General features: G+C 72.3%; 13 protein-coding genes. All 13 read right to left on the reverse strand.

Translation table 11 applies throughout. From position 1 onward, the window contains the following. Positions 1 to 13 precede the first annotated feature (13 nt). The gene (locus ACJ6WD_RS18835; protein WP_407616218.1) at positions 14 to 730 is read right to left on the reverse strand and encodes a YggS family pyridoxal phosphate-dependent enzyme; all 717 of its coding nucleotides are present in this window, start codon (positions 728 to 730) and stop codon (positions 14 to 16) included. 14 nt (positions 731 to 744) lie between these two features. Continuing rightward, positions 745 to 1,497: a peptidoglycan editing factor PgeF gene (gene pgeF, locus ACJ6WD_RS18840; protein WP_407616211.1), complete on the reverse strand. Its 753-nt coding sequence runs from the start codon at positions 1,495 to 1,497 to the stop codon at positions 745 to 747. A gap of 14 nt (positions 1,498 to 1,511) precedes the next feature. Then, positions 1,512 to 2,753 carry a cell division protein FtsZ gene (ftsZ, locus tag ACJ6WD_RS18845; protein ID WP_233661288.1) on the reverse strand — a complete coding sequence of 414 codons (1,242 nt, stop codon included), beginning with the start codon at positions 2,751 to 2,753 and terminating at the stop codon, positions 1,512 to 1,514. Positions 2,754 to 3,034: 281 nt separating this feature from the next. After that, a complete protein-coding gene (locus ACJ6WD_RS18850) occupies positions 3,035 to 3,850 on the reverse strand; it encodes a cell division protein FtsQ/DivIB (protein ID WP_233661289.1) in 816 nt (271 codons plus the stop codon). 22 nt (positions 3,851 to 3,872) lie between these two features. Next, positions 3,873 to 4,964, reverse strand: a complete 1,092-nt coding sequence (gene murG / locus ACJ6WD_RS18855) for an undecaprenyldiphospho-muramoylpentapeptide beta-N-acetylglucosaminyltransferase (protein ID WP_016574591.1) — start codon at positions 4,962 to 4,964, stop codon at positions 3,873 to 3,875. A gap of 6 nt (positions 4,965 to 4,970) precedes the next feature. Continuing rightward, positions 4,971 to 6,323 carry a putative lipid II flippase FtsW gene (ftsW, locus tag ACJ6WD_RS18860; RefSeq protein WP_331248564.1) on the reverse strand — a complete coding sequence of 451 codons (1,353 nt, stop codon included), beginning with the start codon at positions 6,321 to 6,323 and terminating at the stop codon, positions 4,971 to 4,973. Between the two features lie 59 nt (positions 6,324 to 6,382). Then, complete coding sequence (gene murD, locus ACJ6WD_RS18865) at positions 6,383 to 7,894, reverse strand: UDP-N-acetylmuramoyl-L-alanine--D-glutamate ligase (protein WP_233661291.1); 1,512 nt, start codon at positions 7,892 to 7,894, stop codon at positions 6,383 to 6,385. Further along, positions 7,891 to 8,955, reverse strand: a complete 1,065-nt coding sequence (mraY, locus tag ACJ6WD_RS18870) for a phospho-N-acetylmuramoyl-pentapeptide-transferase (RefSeq protein ID WP_016574588.1) — start codon at positions 8,953 to 8,955, stop codon at positions 7,891 to 7,893. Before mraY ends, murD begins: the two co-directional genes overlap by 4 nt. Before the next feature lie 5 nt (positions 8,956 to 8,960). Next, positions 8,961 to 10,403: a UDP-N-acetylmuramoyl-tripeptide--D-alanyl-D-alanine ligase gene (gene murF / locus ACJ6WD_RS18875; protein WP_233661292.1), complete on the reverse strand. Its 1,443-nt coding sequence runs from the start codon at positions 10,401 to 10,403 to the stop codon at positions 8,961 to 8,963. A 62-nt stretch (positions 10,404 to 10,465) separates the two neighbouring features. Next, on the reverse strand, positions 10,466 to 12,232 hold the full coding sequence (locus ACJ6WD_RS18880; protein ID WP_233661293.1) for a UDP-N-acetylmuramoyl-L-alanyl-D-glutamate--2,6-diaminopimelate ligase: 1,767 nt from the start codon (positions 12,230 to 12,232) through the stop codon (positions 10,466 to 10,468). 18 nt (positions 12,233 to 12,250) lie between these two features. Next, positions 12,251 to 14,194 (reverse strand): peptidoglycan D,D-transpeptidase FtsI family protein, encoded by a 1,944-nt coding sequence (locus tag ACJ6WD_RS18885; protein ID WP_376446061.1) that lies wholly within the window; start codon positions 14,192 to 14,194, stop codon positions 12,251 to 12,253. A 114-nt stretch (positions 14,195 to 14,308) separates the two neighbouring features. Continuing rightward, the gene (locus tag ACJ6WD_RS18890; RefSeq protein WP_233661295.1) at positions 14,309 to 14,986 is read right to left on the reverse strand and encodes a septum formation initiator family protein; all 678 of its coding nucleotides are present in this window, start codon (positions 14,984 to 14,986) and stop codon (positions 14,309 to 14,311) included. Then, entirely contained in the window at positions 14,983 to 15,942 is a 960-nt protein-coding gene (gene rsmH / locus ACJ6WD_RS18895; RefSeq protein ID WP_016577305.1) for a 16S rRNA (cytosine(1402)-N(4))-methyltransferase RsmH, read from the reverse strand. Before rsmH ends, ACJ6WD_RS18890 begins: the two co-directional genes overlap by 4 nt. Positions 15,943 to 16,101 lie beyond the last annotated feature (159 nt).

The following is a 16,101-nucleotide window of genomic DNA, read 5'->3' on the forward strand; positions in this document are numbered from 1 at the left end:
TTGCTTGGCGACGTTACCCGAGCCGTGGTCGGACTCCGAGTACCGCGGTACCGATGCGCACATGTGTCGCCCCGGCAGCCACCGCGTCCTCAAGGTCCGCACTCATCCCTGCCGACACCATGGTGGCAGCAGGATGGTTCGCGCGCAGGTCGGATGAGATTTCCATGAGCCGCTCGAAAGCGGCGCGTTGACGTCCCGCGTACGGCCCGGCCAGCGGCGCGACGGTCATCAGGCCGTCCAGTCGCAGCCCTTGGGAACCGGCGATCGCGTCGGCGAGTTCGGCGACGCCCTCCGGCGCCACCCCGCCGCGGTCCCCGGTGGTCCGCCCCGTTTCGCCTGAGTCGACGTCAAGCGCCACCTGGATCAGGCAACCCAGCTCGCGCCCGGAACGCACCGCCTCCTTGGACAGTGCGGTGGCGAGCCGCGGTCGGTCGATCGACTGCACGATCCCGGCATAACGGGCCACGGACCGCACCTTGTTGGTCTGCAATTGACCGACGAAGTGCCAAGTGAGCGACAAATCAGCACATTCGGCCGCCTTGGGCGCCGCCTCCTGGTCGCGGTTCTCGGCGACCTGACGGACCCCCAGCTCCGCGAGCAGACGGACGTCGCTCGCGGGGTAGGTCTTGGTGACGACGATCAGCGTGACCTCGTCACGCGCCCGGCCGGCCTTGGCGCAGGCTGCGGAGATACGATCCTCCACCCGCGCCAGATTGTCGGCCAGTTGCATTTTGCGAACGTCGCTCACGGCGCAGCCTCTCCGGGGACGCCCCCGAGCCAGACGTAGCTCGCGAGCCGCCCGGTCGTGCGGTCGCGACGGTACGAGAAGTGGTCCGCCGACTCACGGGTGCAGAGGGGTGATTGCGTGCGCAACTGCACACCGGCCGCGGCGAGTTGGGCCCGCACCCCGGCGGTGACGTCCACCGAAGGGGTGCCCCAGGAGGTGGTCGCCCACGCCTCGGGCACCACCGCGGCGACGTCGGCACGCATCGCCTCGGGCACCTCGTAGCAGCGCCCGCAGACCGCGGGGCCGACGTGCGCGAGGATCCGGGACGGCTCCGCGCCCCGTGCGGTCATCGCCGCGACGACCGCCGGCACGACCCCGGCGACCAGGCCGGGGCGCCCGGCGTGCGCGGCTCCCGCGACCCCGGCGACCGGGTCGGCGAGCAGGACCGGGGTGCAGTCGGCGGTCAGTACGGCCAGCGCCAGTCCCCGACGGGTGGTCACCAGCGCGTCCACGGACGGGACGTCGCCCTCCCCCCAGGGTCCGTCGACCACGGCCACGTCCCGGCCGTGGACCTGGTTCATCCAGACCACCGCGGCCGGGTCGAGGCCCAGCTCCCGGGCCGCCAGCTCGCGGTTGGTGCGGACGGCCGCGGGGTCGTCGCCCACCGCGCCGCCCAGGTTGAGCTGCTCATACGGAGCGGCGCTCACCCCGCCCCACCTGTCGGTGAAGGCGAAGTGCGCGCCGCTCTCGTGGTGCTGTTGCCCTATCACGTCGGTGCTTTACATCACTTCAGGAAGTCGGGGACGTCCAGCTCCTCGGCCGCGGAGTCCGAGTACGGACGGGCCGGGGGAACCGAAGGACCGCCGGTCGGCGGGGCGGAGACCTCGCCCAGCGAGGAGGACTCGGACGACACCGAGGACTCGTCCCGGACCGGCGGGACGGCACCGAGGCCGCCGAACGCCGGCGCCGTGCGCGGCGGGTCGACCGGGGGCACCGTCGGGCGGACCGGCGCCGGGGTGGGCTCCTCGCGCTTCGGGGCGGGCATGCCGGCCTGCTGCGCTTCCCGGCGGGCCGGCGGCTGACCGCCGTCGAACCCGGCGGCGATGACGGTGACCCGGACCTCGTCGCCCAGCGCGTCGTCGATGACCGCACCGAAGATGATGTTGGCCTCGGGGTGCGCGGCCTCGCTGACCAGCTGGGCTGCCTCGTTGATCTCGAAGAGGCCGAGGTCGGACCCGCCGGAGATGGAGAGCAGCACGCCGCGGGCACCGTCGATGGACGCCTCCAGCAGCGGCGAGGAGATCGCCATCTCCGCGGCGGCCACCGCACGGTCGTCGCCGCGCGCCGAGCCGATGCCCATGAGCGCGGAGCCGGCCTCCGACATCACGGACTTGACGTCGGCGAAGTCGAGGTTGATCAGGCCCGGGGTCGTGATGAGGTCGGTGATGCCCTGGACACCCGAGAGCAGCACCTGGTCCGCGGACTTGAACGCGTCCAGCACGCTCACCTGACGGTCCGAGATGGACAGCAGGCGGTCGTTGGGGATCACGATGAGGGTGTCGACCTCTTCGCGAAGGCTCGCGATGCCGTCCTCGGCCTGGTTGGCGCGGCGGCGGCCCTCGAAGGTGAACGGCCGGGTGACCACACCGATCGTCAGGGCCCCCAGCGAGCGGGCGATGTTGGCGACGACCGGGGCACCGCCGGTGCCGGTGCCGCCGCCCTCACCCGCGGTCACGAAGACCATGTCGGCCCCCTTGAGGACCTCCTCGATCTCCTCGCGGTGGTCCTCGGCCGCCTTGCGGCCCACGTCCGGGTTGGCGCCGGCGCCGAGTCCGCGCGTCATCTCGCGGCCGACGTCGAGCTTGACGTCGGCGTCGCTCATGAGCAACGCCTGCGCATCGGTGTTGATCGCGATGAACTCGACGCCCTTGAGCCCGACCTCGATCATCCGGTTGATGGCGTTCACGCCACCGCCGCCGATGCCGACGACCTTGATGACTGCGAGGTAGTTCTGCGGTGCTGCCACGTCGAAGGCCTCTCGCCTCGATTTACGTGTCGTCGCCGCACATTGCGTGTGGACGCCGACTGATGCCGAAGGGATGGTCCGCTCTGCCGACCCAAACCCTAACCCTGAAGTTTAGGGTTACTGTGCCTGTGTTCCTGGTCCCACGGTCCCTTTGGAACGAGACACTAAGTCGACAAGGCGCGCGCGTTCAACGAACACGCCGAACCTCCCGTTTTTCTTTTCACCCTATGTGATCACCCATAGTCGTAGCCATCCAGGGTGCTGGCCTGCGGCGCGGTACGTCAACTCCCGGACACCGCGGGCGCGCTGGGGACCGAGATGTCGAAGTGGTGCGCGTCACGCGCGGCCTTCAACAGCCCGGCCAGCACCTTCGCCTTTTCCGCTCCCTGTTCGCGGCTGCCCCACATCACCGTGCGACCACCTGCGAGTTCGAGGGTGATGGAGTCGTAGGAGCGGACCCGGAGGGTGCGGACGTCCTTGCGGACCGCGGCGGGGAGGTCCCCGGCGACGGTGACCGCGGCGCGCAGCAATCGACCGGTTCCGAAACGGCGCGAACTCGGGGAGTCGGAAACCGACAGATTCAGAAGCGGAACGCCCTTGGGCGCGCGGCTCACCGTGGCGAACCGGATGCCTTCGGCGTCCACTTCTTCGAACTTCCCGTTCGTTTGCAGCAGCAGTTCCGGCGTCCTTTCGGTCACTTCCAGACCGAGGGTGTGCGGCCATGAACGGGTGACTTCAACACTCTTGAGGCGCGGGAGCCGGGCGAGCAGTCGGCGCCGCACCGCGTCGGTGTCCACCGAGGCGAGCGGCGCGTTGACGGGGGCGGCCGCGGCGGCGACCACCTCCGCCGGCGTGAGCACGTCGGTGCCGGTCGCTCGGACCTGCTCCAACCGGAGCCAGTCCGAGCCGTAGAGCGCCCAGGTGGCGAACCCCCCGAGCAGCGCCGCGAGCACCGCGATGATGATCACACCGCGGCGGCTCGGACGGCGCAGCCGGGGCGTCGGAAGCCGGAAGCGCAGGCCGCCGGAGGGCGGCGAAGAGCGCGGGCCGGCCGGTGACTTCTTCGCTCCGCGTCTGGCGGTGGTCGGTCCGGCCACGCTCTCCGCCTTCTCTCGTCCGCTACTTGCGGTGCTGCTCGATCGCGTCGTAGACCATGCCGACCAGCAACTCGTCGGCGTCCCGGCGGCCGAACTCCGAGGCCGAGCGGGACATCTCGTACAGCCGGTGCGGATCACCGAGGACCGGGAGCACGTTGTTCTGCACCCAGTCCGGGGTCAGCTGGGCGTCGTCGACCAGCAGGCCGCCGCCGGCGTTGACCAGCGGCTGGGCGTTGAGCCGCTGTTCGCCGTTGCCGATCGGCAGCGGGACGAAGGCGGCCGGCAGCCCGACGGCGGACAGCTCGGCGACGGTCATCGCGCCCGCGCGGCACAGCATCATGTCGGCCGCGGCGTACGCGAGATCCATCCGGTCCACGTACGGTACCGGGACGTAGGGGGGCATCCCCGGCATGTTGTCGACGTGCGGCAGTTCGTTCTTCGGTCCCACCGCGTGCAGCACCTGGATGCCGGAGCGCTGGAGCGCGGGCACGGCCGCCTGGACGACCTCGTTCAGGCGGCGGGCGCCCTGGGAGCCGCCGGACACCAACAGGGTCGGCAGGTTGGGGTCGAGGCCGAACGCGGCACGCGCCTCGGGCCGCATCGCGGCCCGGTCCAGGGTGGCGATGGAACGGCGCAGCGGAATGCCCACGTAACGGGCGCCGCGCAGCTTGCTGTCCGGCGTGCTGACGGCGACGTACGTGGCGTACCGCGAGCCGATCTTGTTGGCCAGGCCGGGGCGGGCGTTGGCCTCGTGGACGACGATCGGCACCCCGAGCCGCTTGGCCGCCAGGTAGCCGGGCAGCGCCACGTAGCCGCCGAAGCCGACGACGCAGTCCGCCTTGGTGCGCTCCAGGATCTGCTCGGCGGCCTTGATCGTGCCGCGCAGCCGCCCGGGGACGGTGATCAGTTCAGGGGTGGGCTTGCGGGGCAGCGGCACGGCCGGGATCAGGCCCAGCTCATAGCCGCGCTCGGGGACCAGTCGGGTCTCCAGGCCGCGCTCCGTGCCGAGTGCCGTGATCCCCACGGTCGGGTCCTGCCTCCGCAGGGCGTCCGCGAGGGCGAGCGCGGGCTCGATGTGGCCGGCGGTCCCCCCACCGGCGAGTACGACATGCACCGAAATTCACCGCTCTCCGGACGGCCGCCTCTTAACGCGCCGTCTCATCGTCTTCCATCTCACCCCAGCCGGTCTCCTTCCGGACACCGGCTTCCGCGCCGACCGGGCCGTCAACGCCGCTCGTGCGGCGGGCTCGTCACGCGCGAAGGCGATCAGCAGCCCGACGGCGAACATCGTCGGCAGCAGGGCGGAGCCCCCGTAGGAGAACAGCGGCAGCGGGACACCGGCGATCGGCAACAGACCGAGCACCGCACCGATGTTGATCACGGCCTGAGCCATGATCCAGGTGGTCACGCCTCCCGCTGCGTACCGTACGAAGGGGTCCTCCGTGCGTCCGGCCACGCGGATACCCGCATAGCCTAGAGCCGCGAAGAGGGCGAGCACCGACAGCGTCCCCGCCAGTCCCAGTTCCTCCCCGGTGATGGCGAAGATGAAGTCGGTGTGCGGTTCAGGGAGTTCTCCCCATTTTTCCATACTCGCCCCGAGCCCGGAACCGAAGAGTCCGCCCGAGGCCAGTGCGTAGATGCCGTGCACGGCCTGCCAGCACTGGTCACCGGGGCCCGGATCGGTCGCGCCGAGGCAGGCGAGCCGGGACATCCGGTGGGCGCTGGTCTTGATCAGCAGTACGCCGAGCACCGTGGCCGAGCCCAGCACCGCCGCGAAGAGGCGGGTCGGGGCGCCGGCCAACCACAGGAGTCCGAAGAGGATCGCGGTGAGGATGATCGTGGTGCCCATGTCACCGCCGAGCATGATCAGCCCGAGCAGGAGAAACGTCACCGGCGTCAGCGGAACCAACAGCTGCCTCCACTGCGTCAGCAGCTTCTTCTCCTCCTTGCGGGCGAGCAGGTCGGCGGCCCACAGGACGAGCGCGAGCTTGCCGAACTCGCTCGGTTGCACTTGGAAAGGGCCGCCCAGGCTGAGCCAGTTCTGGTTGCCGTTGACCGAGACCCCGATACCCGGGATCTGCACCAGGCAGAGCAGGAACACCGAGCCGGCCAGCAGCGGGTACGCCAGCATCCGGTGCCGTCGCACGGGCATCCGGGAGGCGAGCAGCAGCAGCCCGGCGCCGATGGCGGCCGCCAGGAGCTGTTTGCGGAAGAAGTACGACGGCGCCAGCCCGGACTGGAGGGCCTTGATCTGTGACGCCGAGTAGACCATCACCAGCCCCAGGACGATGACCAGCAGGGGGGCGCCGAGGATGAGGTAGTAGGCCGTCAACGGGCGGTCCCAGGCCCGCTTGGCCCGGGTGTAGAGCCCGCGCGGGCCGGCCGGGGTCCGGCCGGCCCGCGGCGGGCGCACCTTCGCGGGGGTCCGACGCACCGGGCTCGGCCGGGCCGGCTTCGCCGATCGGGCGGTCATCCTCGTCCCCTCCACGGGTGCGCTCGCCGCCGGCGACGACGGCAGCGGGGAGAACCGGGCTAGTGACCCGCGGCGGCCAGTTCGCCCACCGCGTCGGCGAACGCCTCGCCCCGCTTGTTGTAATTGACGAACATGTCCATCGAGGCGCAGGCCGGGGCCAACAGGACGGTGTCGCCGGCCTCGGCCAGCCGGGCCGCCTCCCGGACCGCCTCGGACATCGCCCCAGTGTCGGTCCGGTCGAGGTCGACGACCGGGACATCGGGCGCGTGTCGCCCGAGCGCTTCGCGGATCAGCGCCCGGTCGGCGCCGATCAGGACCACTGCGCGCAGCCGCCCGGCGGCGGTGCGCACCAGCTCGTCGAAGGTGGCGCCCTTCGCCAGCCCGCCGGCGACCCACACGATGTTCTCGTACGCCGCCAACGACGCCTCGGCGGCGTGGGTGTTGGTGGCCTTGGAGTCGTCGACGTAGGAGACCCCGGCGACATCCGCGATGTGCTGGATGCGGTGCGGGTCCGGGTGGAAGGAGCGCAGTCCCTCGCGGACCGCGGCGGCCGGGACGCCGAAGGCGCGGGCCAGCGCCGCGGCGGCCAGCGCGTTGGCGACGTTGTGCGGGGCCGGCTTGCCGGAGGCGGGCGCGATGTCCGCGATCTCGGCCAGCTCCTGGGCCTGCTGCTGGCGGTTCTCCACGAAGGCGCGGTCGACGAGGATGCCGTCGACGACGCCCACTTGGGAGGGGCCGGGGGTGCCGAGGGTGAAGCCGATCGCCCGGCAGCCCTCCTCGACGTCGGCGGCCCGGACCAGGTCCTCGGTCGCCGGGTCGGCGGCGTTGTAGACGCAGGCGACGGTGTTGCCCTCGTAGATCCGCCCCTTGTCGGCGGCGTACGCCGTCATGGAGCCGTGCCAGTCGAGGTGGTCCGGGGCGAGGTTGAGGACGGCCGCGGAGTGCGCCCGCACCGACGGGGCCCAGTGCAGCTGGTAGCTGGAGAGCTCGACGGCCAGGACGTCGTAGGTCGCCCCCTCCGCCCGGCCCTCGCCGAGCACCACGTCGACCAGCGGAACGCCGATGTTGCCGACCGCGGCGGTGCGCAGACCGGCCGCGGCGAGGATCGAGGCCAGCATCCGGACGGTGGTGGTCTTGCCGTTGGTGCCGGTGACCGCCAGCCAGGGCGCCGCGTCGGGACCGCGCAGCCGCCAGGCGAGTTCGACGTCGCCCCAGACGGGGACGCCGGCCTCCGCGGCCGCCAGGAAGAGCGGGCTGGTGGGCTTCCACCCGGGGGAGGTCACGACCACGTCGGTGCCCTCGGGCAGGGTCTCCCCGTCGCCGAGCCGGACCGTGACGCCCGCCCGTCGCCCACCGCCCCCCTCCCCGGAGGCGCTTCGTGCCGCGGCCCATTGCTCCAGTTCGGCCGCCTGGGCCCGCTCCCGTTCGCCGTCGCTGCCGTTGACGACGGTGACGCGGGCGCCGAGGCCGGCCAGGGCGCGGGCGGCGGGGACGCCGCTCACGCCGAGGCCGGCAACGGTGACGTGCCTGCCGGCGAAGTCCTGGGGGGCGCGCGGGTCGTACCCGGTCACTTCGCCGCCTGCCAACCGCCGTAGAAGATGCCCAGACCGACGATCACGCACATGCCCTGGATGATCCAGAAGCGGACCACCACAAGGACTTCGGACCACCCCTTTAGTTCGAAGTGGTGCTGTAGTGGCGCCATCCGGAAGACCCGCTTGCCGGTCATCCGGAACGAGCCGACCTGGATGACCACGGACATGGTGATCAGGACGAACAGACCGCCGAGGACGGCCAGCAGCAGCTCGGTGCGGGAGCAGATCGCGAGGCCGGCGAGGGCACCGCCCAGCGCCAGCGAACCGGTGTCACCCATGAAGATCTTGGCGGGCGAGGTGTTCCACCACAGGAAGCCGAAGCAGGCGCCCATCAGGGCGGAGGCGACGACGGCCAGGTCGAGCGGATCGCGCACCTCGTAGCAGCCGGGTCCGGCGGTGATCTGGTTGGCGCAGGACTCCTGGTACTGCCAGATGCCGATGAAGGTGTACGCGCCGAAGACCATCACCGAGGCGCCGGTGGCCAGACCGTCGAGGCCGTCGGTGAGGTTCACGCCGTTGGACATCGCCAGGATCATGAACAGCGCCCAGATGACGAACAGCACCGGGCCGATCTGCCAGCCGAAGTCCTGGGTGAACGAGAGCCGGTCGGACCCCGGGGTCGCCCCCCGCAGGTCGGCGAACTGGAGCGAGAGCACCGCGAAGGCGATGCCGACGATCAGCTGGCCGGCCATCTTCGCCTTGGCCCGCAGGCCCAGCGACCGCTGCTTGACGATCTTGATGTAGTCGTCGAGGAAGCCGACCAGGCCCATGCCCGCGAAGAGGAAGAGCACCAGGATGCCCGAGAAGGTCGGGTCGCTGGAGGTGATCACCTTCGTCAGGGCGTAGGCGATGATCGTGGCCAGGATGAAGGAGATGCCGCCCATGGTGGGCGTGCCCTTCTTGCTGCCGTGGGTGCGGGGGCCGTCATCGCGGATGAACTGCCCGTAGCCCTTCTTGGCCAGCAGTTTGATCAGCAGCGGGGTGCCGATCAGGGTCAGGAAGAGCCCGATCGTCCCGGAGAAGAGGATCTGCTTCATGGAGTTCATCGGGACGCGGCCCCGCCCTCAACACCGGAACCGATCTCGCCGTCCAGCAATGCCGCGGCGACCCGCTCCAGGCCGATCGACCTGGACGCCTTCACCAGCACGACGTCTCCCCCTCGCAGCTCCCTGCGCAACAGGTCGATCGCCGCCCGCGCGTCGGACACGTGCACCGACTCCTCACCCCACGAACCCTCGTTCTTGGCGCCCATGTCGAGCCAGGCCGCTTCCCTGCCGCCGACCGCCACGAGCTTGCTGACGTTGAGCCGGACGACCAGCCGTCCGACCGCGTCGTGTTCGGCGAGTGACTCCTCGCCCAGCTCGGCCATCTCACCGAGCACCGCCCACGTCCGGCCCCCCTGCGCCCTGGCGGCGGTGCCCATGGCGACCAGCGCACGCAGCGCCGCTCGCATGGACTCGGGGTTCGCGTTGTAGGCGTCGTTGACGACCGTCACGCCGTCCGCGCGCTCGGTGACCTCCATGCGCCAGCGGGAGAGCGTGCCGGCTTCGGAGAGCGCGGTGGCGATCTCGTCTACGGGCATGCCCAACTCATGGGCGACGGCGGCCGCGGCGAGCGCGTTCGACACGTGGTGCTCACCGTACAGCCGCATCGTCACATCACTGCACCCGGAGGGTGTGTGAAGCGTGAAGGCGGGCTGTCCGAGGCCGCTGAGCCGGACATTCTCGGCACGGACGGCGGCCTCCGGGGACTCGCCGAACAGGACGGTGCGGGCCTTCGTGCGGGACGCCATGGCCCGGACGTACGGGTCGTCCGCGTTGAGCACCGCCACGCCGCCGTCCTCGGCCGCGGGCAGCGACTCGACGAGCTCGCCCTTGGCCTGGGCGATCTGCTCGCGGCCGCCGAACTCGCCGAGGTGCGCGGTGCCGACGTTGAGGACCACCCCGATCCGGGGCGGGGTCAGCCCGGCGAGGTAGCGGATGTGGCCGATGCCGCGGGCGCCCATCTCCAGGACGAGGTGCCGGGTGGTGGCGTCGGCGCGCAGCGCGGTGAGCGGCAGCCCGATCTCGTTGTTGAGGTTGCCTTCCGGCCACACCGTCGGCCCGTGCCGCTGGAGCAGCTGGGCGATCAGGTCCTTGGTGCTGGTCTTGCCGGCCGAGCCGGTCAGCCCCACGACGGTGGTGCCCAACCGGTCCACGACGGCCCGGGCAAGTGCGCCGAGGGCTGCGACGACGTCGTCGACGACGATCGCCGGGACGCCGACCGGGCGGGACGCGAGAACGGCCGTCGCACCGGCTTCGACGGCGCCGACGGCGAACTCGTGACCGTCGACGCGCTCACCGGCGAACGCAACGAACAGGCCACCCGGGCGGACGGCCCGGGAGTCCGACACGACCGGCCCGGTGACCTCGCGGTCCGGGTCCGGTATGTCGTGCTGCTGCCCGCCGACGATGCTCGCGATCTCGGCGAGGGACAGGGAGATCACAGGTCACCCCCGGGGCCGTGCAGAAGGTGCCAACAAGAGGATTGTGCGCGCATGGCGGTGTGTCATCCCTGGTGGTTCGGCTGCTGTGACTGCTGCGGCTGCCGTGACTTCAGCGAATCCTCGATGGAAGCGCGCAGCACCTGACGGTCGTCGAAGGGGCGTACCACTCCGGCGATGTCCTGACCCTGTTCGTGACCCTTGCCCGCGATGATCACGGTGTCCCCGGGCTCGGCGCGGGCGACGACGGCGGCGATGGCGGCGGCCCGGTCCTCTTCGACGAGGACCGTGCCGCGCTCGTGGACGGGCACCTCGGCGGCGCCCGCAAGCATGGTGGCGAGGATCGCCAGCGGATCCTCGGAGCGCGGGTTGTCGGACGTCAGCACCGCGGTGTCGGCGAGCCGGGCGACCGCGGCACCCATCGGCATCCGCTTGTGCGGGTCGCGGTCGCCGCCGCAGCCGAGGACGGCGTGCAGCTTGCCGGTGGTGACCTTGCGCAGCGCCCGCAGAACCGATTCGACGGCGTCGGTCTTGTGGGCGTAGTCGACGACCGCCAGGTAGGGCTGGCCGACGTCCACCCGCTCCAGGCGGCCGGGGACGCCGGGGATCGCGGCGACGCCGTCGGCCGCGGTCTGCGGGTCGATGCCGGCGACGGCCAGCGCGGTGATGGCGGCCAGCGCGTTGGAGACGTTGAACGGGCCGGCGATCGGGGAGGCGGCGCGCAGCGTCACGCCCCCGGGGCCGTGCACGGTGAAGGTCGAGCCGAGCGCGCTCACCTCGACGTCGGCGGCGCGCCAGTCCGCGTCCGGGTGGCCCTCGGCGGAGAACGTGGTGACCGGGACCTCGGACTCGCCAGCGGCGAGCCGGCGGCCGTACTCGTCGTCGAGGTTGACCACGCCGGCCCTGCTGCGGGCCCTGGTGAACAGCTGGGCCTTGGCCTGGAAGTAGTCCTCCATGCCGGAGTGGAACTCCATGTGCTCCGGGCTGAGGTTGTTGAAGATCGCGACGTCGAAGACGCAGCCGTCGACCCGCCCGAGCACCAGGGCGTGGCTGGAGACCTCCATGGCGACCGAGCGGACGCCGCGCTCGCGCATCACCGCGAACAGCGCCTGTAGGTCGGTGGCCTCGGGGGTGGTCCGCTCGGACTTCAGGCGCTCGTCGCCGATCCGGGACTCGACGGTGCCGATCAGGCCGGTCAGTCCGCCCGCCTGGCGCCCGTCGCCCTCGTCCTCCTTGGCCGCGGCGGCCCGCAGCCCGCCCTCGATGAGGTACGCGGTGGTGGTCTTGCCGGAGGTGCCGGTGATGCCGATCTGGAGGAGGTCCTCGCCGGGCGCGCCGTAGATCGAGACGGCCAGGGCGCCCATCCGACCGCGCGGATGGTCGACGACCAGGACCGGCAGGCCGGTCGCGGCGGCCCGCTCGGCGCCCGACGGGTCGGTCAGGATCGCGGCGGCACCGAGGTCGGCGGCCTGGGCGACGAAGTCGGCGCCGTGCAGACGGGCACCGGGCAGCGCGGCGTAGACGTCGCCGGGGCGGACCGCACGGGAGTCGTGGGTGATGCCGGTGACCCGGACGGCGTCCGATCCGTCGGGAACCGGGATCGCCAGCTGCCGCGCGAGGTCGGCCAGGGGGGTGGGGCGGACCTCCTCAGGGCGCGGCGCGCCCGGATATCCGCCGGCGCCGCCCTTCTCCGCTTGCTGGGGTTTCGGGGACTGATCAGCTTGTGACACGGCGGTGAGCGTACCGGGCAGAACGGGCTCGGGGCGAAGCGAGGGCTTCGCCGGGGTTCTGTCGCCGGGCAGCTGCGGGCCGTCGGGAGTGATCGTCGTCACGGCGGTGTTGCCTCGATTTCATTCGCCTGGCTTGAAGGTGACCGGCAGCCGCGGCGGCTGCGCACCGGTCGGGGGGACCTGCAGGGTCTTCAGTGCGAACGCCATGACCTGCTGGAAGATCGGGCCGCAGACCTGGCCTCCGAAATAACTGCCCCGCTTGGGGTTCTGCACGGCGCAGTAGACGGTGATGCGCGGCTTGTCGGCGGGCGCGAAGCCGGCGAAGGACGCGGTGTAGCCGTGGTAGCGGCCGGTCTTCGGGTCCACCCGGTTGGAGGTACCGGTCTTCCCGCCGACCCGGTAGCCGTCGATCTTCGCCTTGGCGCCGGTGCCCTCGTCGTCGGACACCACCGACTCCAACATGGTGGCGAGGGTGCTGGCGGTCTTCTCGCTCACCACGCGGTTGCGGGCGGGCTCGGGGGCCGGGGCGTACCGGCCGTCCGGCCCGGTGGTGCCGCGGACGAGGGTGGGGGCGATCCGCTCGCCGCCGTTGGCGATGGTGGAGTAGACGGAGGCGGCCTGGACGGCGTTGAGGGACAGGCCCTGGCCGAACGGGATCGTGTACTGCTGCGAGGTGTTCCAGTCCTGCGGCTTGGCGAGGATGCCGTCGGTCTCCCCGGGGAAGCCGAGGCCGGTCGGCTGGCCGATGCCGAATTTCCGCAGGTAGGAGTAGAGGACCTGGTTGGCCTGGGGCTGGGTGGTGCCCAGTTGGCCGGCCGCCAGGATGGTGCCGATGTTGCTGGACTTGGCGAGCACGCCGTTGAGCGTGAGGTGCCAGGTGTCGTGGTCGATGTCGTCCGCGAAGAGCCGGTCGCCGCGGTGCAGGCGGTTGGGCACGGTCACCCGGGTCGACGGGGTCGCGGCGCCCTCCTGGAGGACGGCCGCCATCGTCATCAGCTTGCTGGTGGAGCCCGGCTCGAAGGCGTCGGTCAGCGCGGGGTTGCCGAGCGAGTCCGGGCCGGCCTTGGACAGGTCGTTGGGGTCGAACCCGGGGGCGTTGGCGAGCGCCAGGACCTGGCCGGTGCGGGTGTCCTGGACGACGACGTAGCCGCGGTCGGCGTCGGACTTCTGCACCTGCTGGCTGATGGCCTGCTGGGCCGCCCACTGGATGTCGCGGTCGATCGTCAGCTGCACGTCGGTGCCGGGGACGGCGGGGTGCTCCTGGGTGTCGGCGGTGGGCACCCGGCGGCCTCCGGACTGGGCGTAGACCAGCTTCCCGTCCTTGCCGGCCAGCTCCTTGTTGAGCTGGGCCTCCAGGCCGCCAGCCCCCTTGCCGGTGCCGTTGACGAAGCCGAGGACGCCGGCCGCGAGGTCGCCGGCGGGGTAGACGCGCTTGCTGTGCTTGTCCGCGAAGATCCCGAGCAGGACGTCGGGGCGGGGGGCGCTCTTGGGCGCGGCGGCCGCCTTGGCGTCCAGTGCCGTGCGCAGGTCCTTGATCTGCTTCCAGACCTGGGGGGTGCGCTGCCGGGCGAGCAGGACGTAGCGGGACGTCGGGCGGTTGAGCTTGGCCGCGAGGGTCGCCTCGGGCTCGTCGAGGATCGGCGCGAGCAGCGCGGCGGCCTGCTGCGGAGCGTCCTTGATCTTGATCTTGTCGGGCGCCAGCAGGCTCGGGTCGGCGGTGATGTCGTACGCGTCCACGGTGGTGGCGAGGTCCACCCCGTTGCGGTCGGTGATGGCGCCGCGTTCGGCGGCGAGTGTCACCGGGACGTAGCGGTTCTCGTTGGCCTTGGCCGCGTACGCCGCCGCGTCCACGCCCTGCACCTGCACGAGCCGGATCACGAAGGCCGCCATCACCAGCGTCAGCGCGAGGGCGATCAGCCGCAGGCGCGGGCGCGGGCTGACCGGCCGCAGCGGGCCGCCGGCCGGTCGTGGACGGCCCTGGGCGGCGGGGCGGCGGGCAGCGGCCGGGCGGGCGCCGGGCCGGGCGGGGCGCGGAACGCGACGGGGGTCCCTGGGCTGGGTCATACCGCGGTCTCCGGAACGGGCACGGGGCGAGCGGGGAACGGCGTGGCGCCGTCCGCCCGGTGGACGGGGGCGGCGGGACCGCAGCGGCGGGGTGCGGGGGCGCGCGTCACGGGGTCACCTGCCGGCGGCCGACGGGGTCGGTCCGGCGACGGGGCCGGGCGCGCGGACGGCGGGGGCGGGCGAGTCGGGCGTGAGGACGGAGGCCGGGGCCGTGGGCGTCGCCAGCGGGCCGGGCGAGGACGGAACGCCCGGGGTGTGGGGGGCGAGCGGGACGGCCGGGTTCGGTGCGCCCGCCGGGGTCGGTGGTGCCGGCGGCTCCTGTGCCGGGACCCGTGGCGCCGACACCGCCTGTTGGCCCGCCGGCCGCAGGTCCCCGGGGCCGAGCGCCGGCCCGGCGGAGGCGGACAGCGCGGCGCCCGTGGACGACACCGGGCCGGGCGCACCGCGGACCGTGCCGTCCGGCATCAGGAACGCCGGGTTGCCACCGGGGACCATGCCCAGCTTGCGGGCCCGCCGCGCCAGCGCGTCCGGTGCGGAGTAGCCGTCGACCTCCTGTTGGAGCGCCTGCTGCTCGTCCGTCAGCTCGCCGGTCTTCCGCTCCAGCTTGCTCAGCTCGAACGAGCCTTGGTTGAGCGCGGAGTTAAGCAGCAGCAGGGTGATCAGTCCGGAGCCCAGGAGCACCACGACCAGCAGCACGAAGGGCGTCCGCGCGGCGGTGCCGCCGCGCGGGACGGAGGGCAACAGCGCGGTCAGGCGCTGCCTGGCGCGCGGTCGGCCCCCCTGCCGTGTCACGCGATGTCCTCGCGGATGCGCTCGGCGCCGCGCAGCCGGGCCGGGGCCGCGCGCCGGTTCTGCGCGACCTCCTCCTCCGTGGGCAGCTCGGCCCCGCGGGTCAGCAGCTTGAGCCGGGGTTGGTAGCGCTCGGGGACCACCGGGAGGCCGGGCGGCGCGGTGCTGCTGGCGCCGGCCGCGAAGACCTGCTTGACCAGCCGGTCCTCCAGCGAGTGGTAGGCGAGCACGGCGATCCGGCCGCCCACCGCGAGCGACTTCACCGCGGCCGGGATGGCGCGCTCGACGCAGGCCAGCTCGCCGTTGACCTCGATGCGCAGCGCCTGGAAGGTCCGCTTGGCGGGATTGCCGCCGGTGCGCTTGGCGGCCTGCGGCAGCGCGTCGCGGATCAGCTCGACCAACCGGGCGCTGGTGCTGAACGGCTCCTTCTCCCGCTCCCGCACCACCGCGGCGACGATCCGCTTGGCCTGCTTCTCCTCGCCGTAGGCGCGCAGGATCCGGACCAGTTCCCCGGGCGGGTAGGTGTTGAGGACCTCGGCGGCGCTGATGCCGGTCGTCTGGTCCATCCGCATGTCGAGCGGGGCGTCCTGGGCGTAGGCGAAGCCGCGGTCGGCCTCGTCGAGCTGCATGGAGGAGACGCCGAGGTCGAACAGGACGCCCTGGACGTGCGGCAGCCCGAGCCGGTCGAGGACCTCGGGGAGCTCGTCGTAGACCGCGTGCACCAGGGTGGCGCGGTCGCCGTAGGGGGCCAGCCGCTCCCCCGCGAGGCGGAGCGCGGCCGGGTCGCGGTCCAGGGCGACCAGCCGGGCCTCGGGGAACGTGGCGAGCAGCGCCTCGCTGTGCCCGCCGAGGCCGAGGGTGCAGTCGACGACGACCGCGCCGGGCTCGGCGAGCGCGGGGGCGAGCACGTCCAGGCAGCGCTGGAGCATGACGGGTACGTGGCGGGTGTTGCTGTTCATGCGCCGGCCTCGCTTCGCTCGGCGGGCCTGCATGCGCGGAGCGCGCACCTCTTTGTCATTCGCTCGCTGCGCTCGCTCATGTGCCTTCCGATGGTGGACGGCAGGTGGGTCCCCGGCCGTTGGCTGGGGGATGCCGCACGTACCGCTTGGTCCCCGCCC

Source organism: Streptomyces sp. VTCC 41912 (assembly GCF_045799175.1).
In the GTDB taxonomy this organism is placed as follows: Bacteria; Actinomycetota; Actinomycetes; order Streptomycetales; family Streptomycetaceae; genus Streptomyces; species Streptomyces albulus_C.

Excerpts from the sequence above, each read along its gene's own strand:
- ACJ6WD_RS18835 (WP_407616218.1), bottom strand. The coding sequence starts at position 730 with ATGCAACTGGCCGACAATCTGGCGCGGGTGGAGGATCGTATCTCCGCA.
- ftsW (WP_331248564.1), bottom strand. The coding sequence starts at position 6,323 with ATGACCGCCCGATCGGCGAAGCCGGCCCGGCCGAGCCCGGTGCGTCGG.
- ACJ6WD_RS18885 (WP_376446061.1), bottom strand. The coding sequence starts at position 14,194 with ATGACCCAGCCCAGGGACCCCCGTCGCGTTCCGCGCCCCGCCCGGCCC.
- rsmH (WP_016577305.1), bottom strand. The coding sequence starts at position 15,942 with ATGAACAGCAACACCCGCCACGTACCCGTCATGCTCCAGCGCTGCCTG.
- mraY (WP_016574588.1), bottom strand. The coding sequence starts at position 8,955 with ATGAAGCAGATCCTCTTCTCCGGGACGATCGGGCTCTTCCTGACCCTG.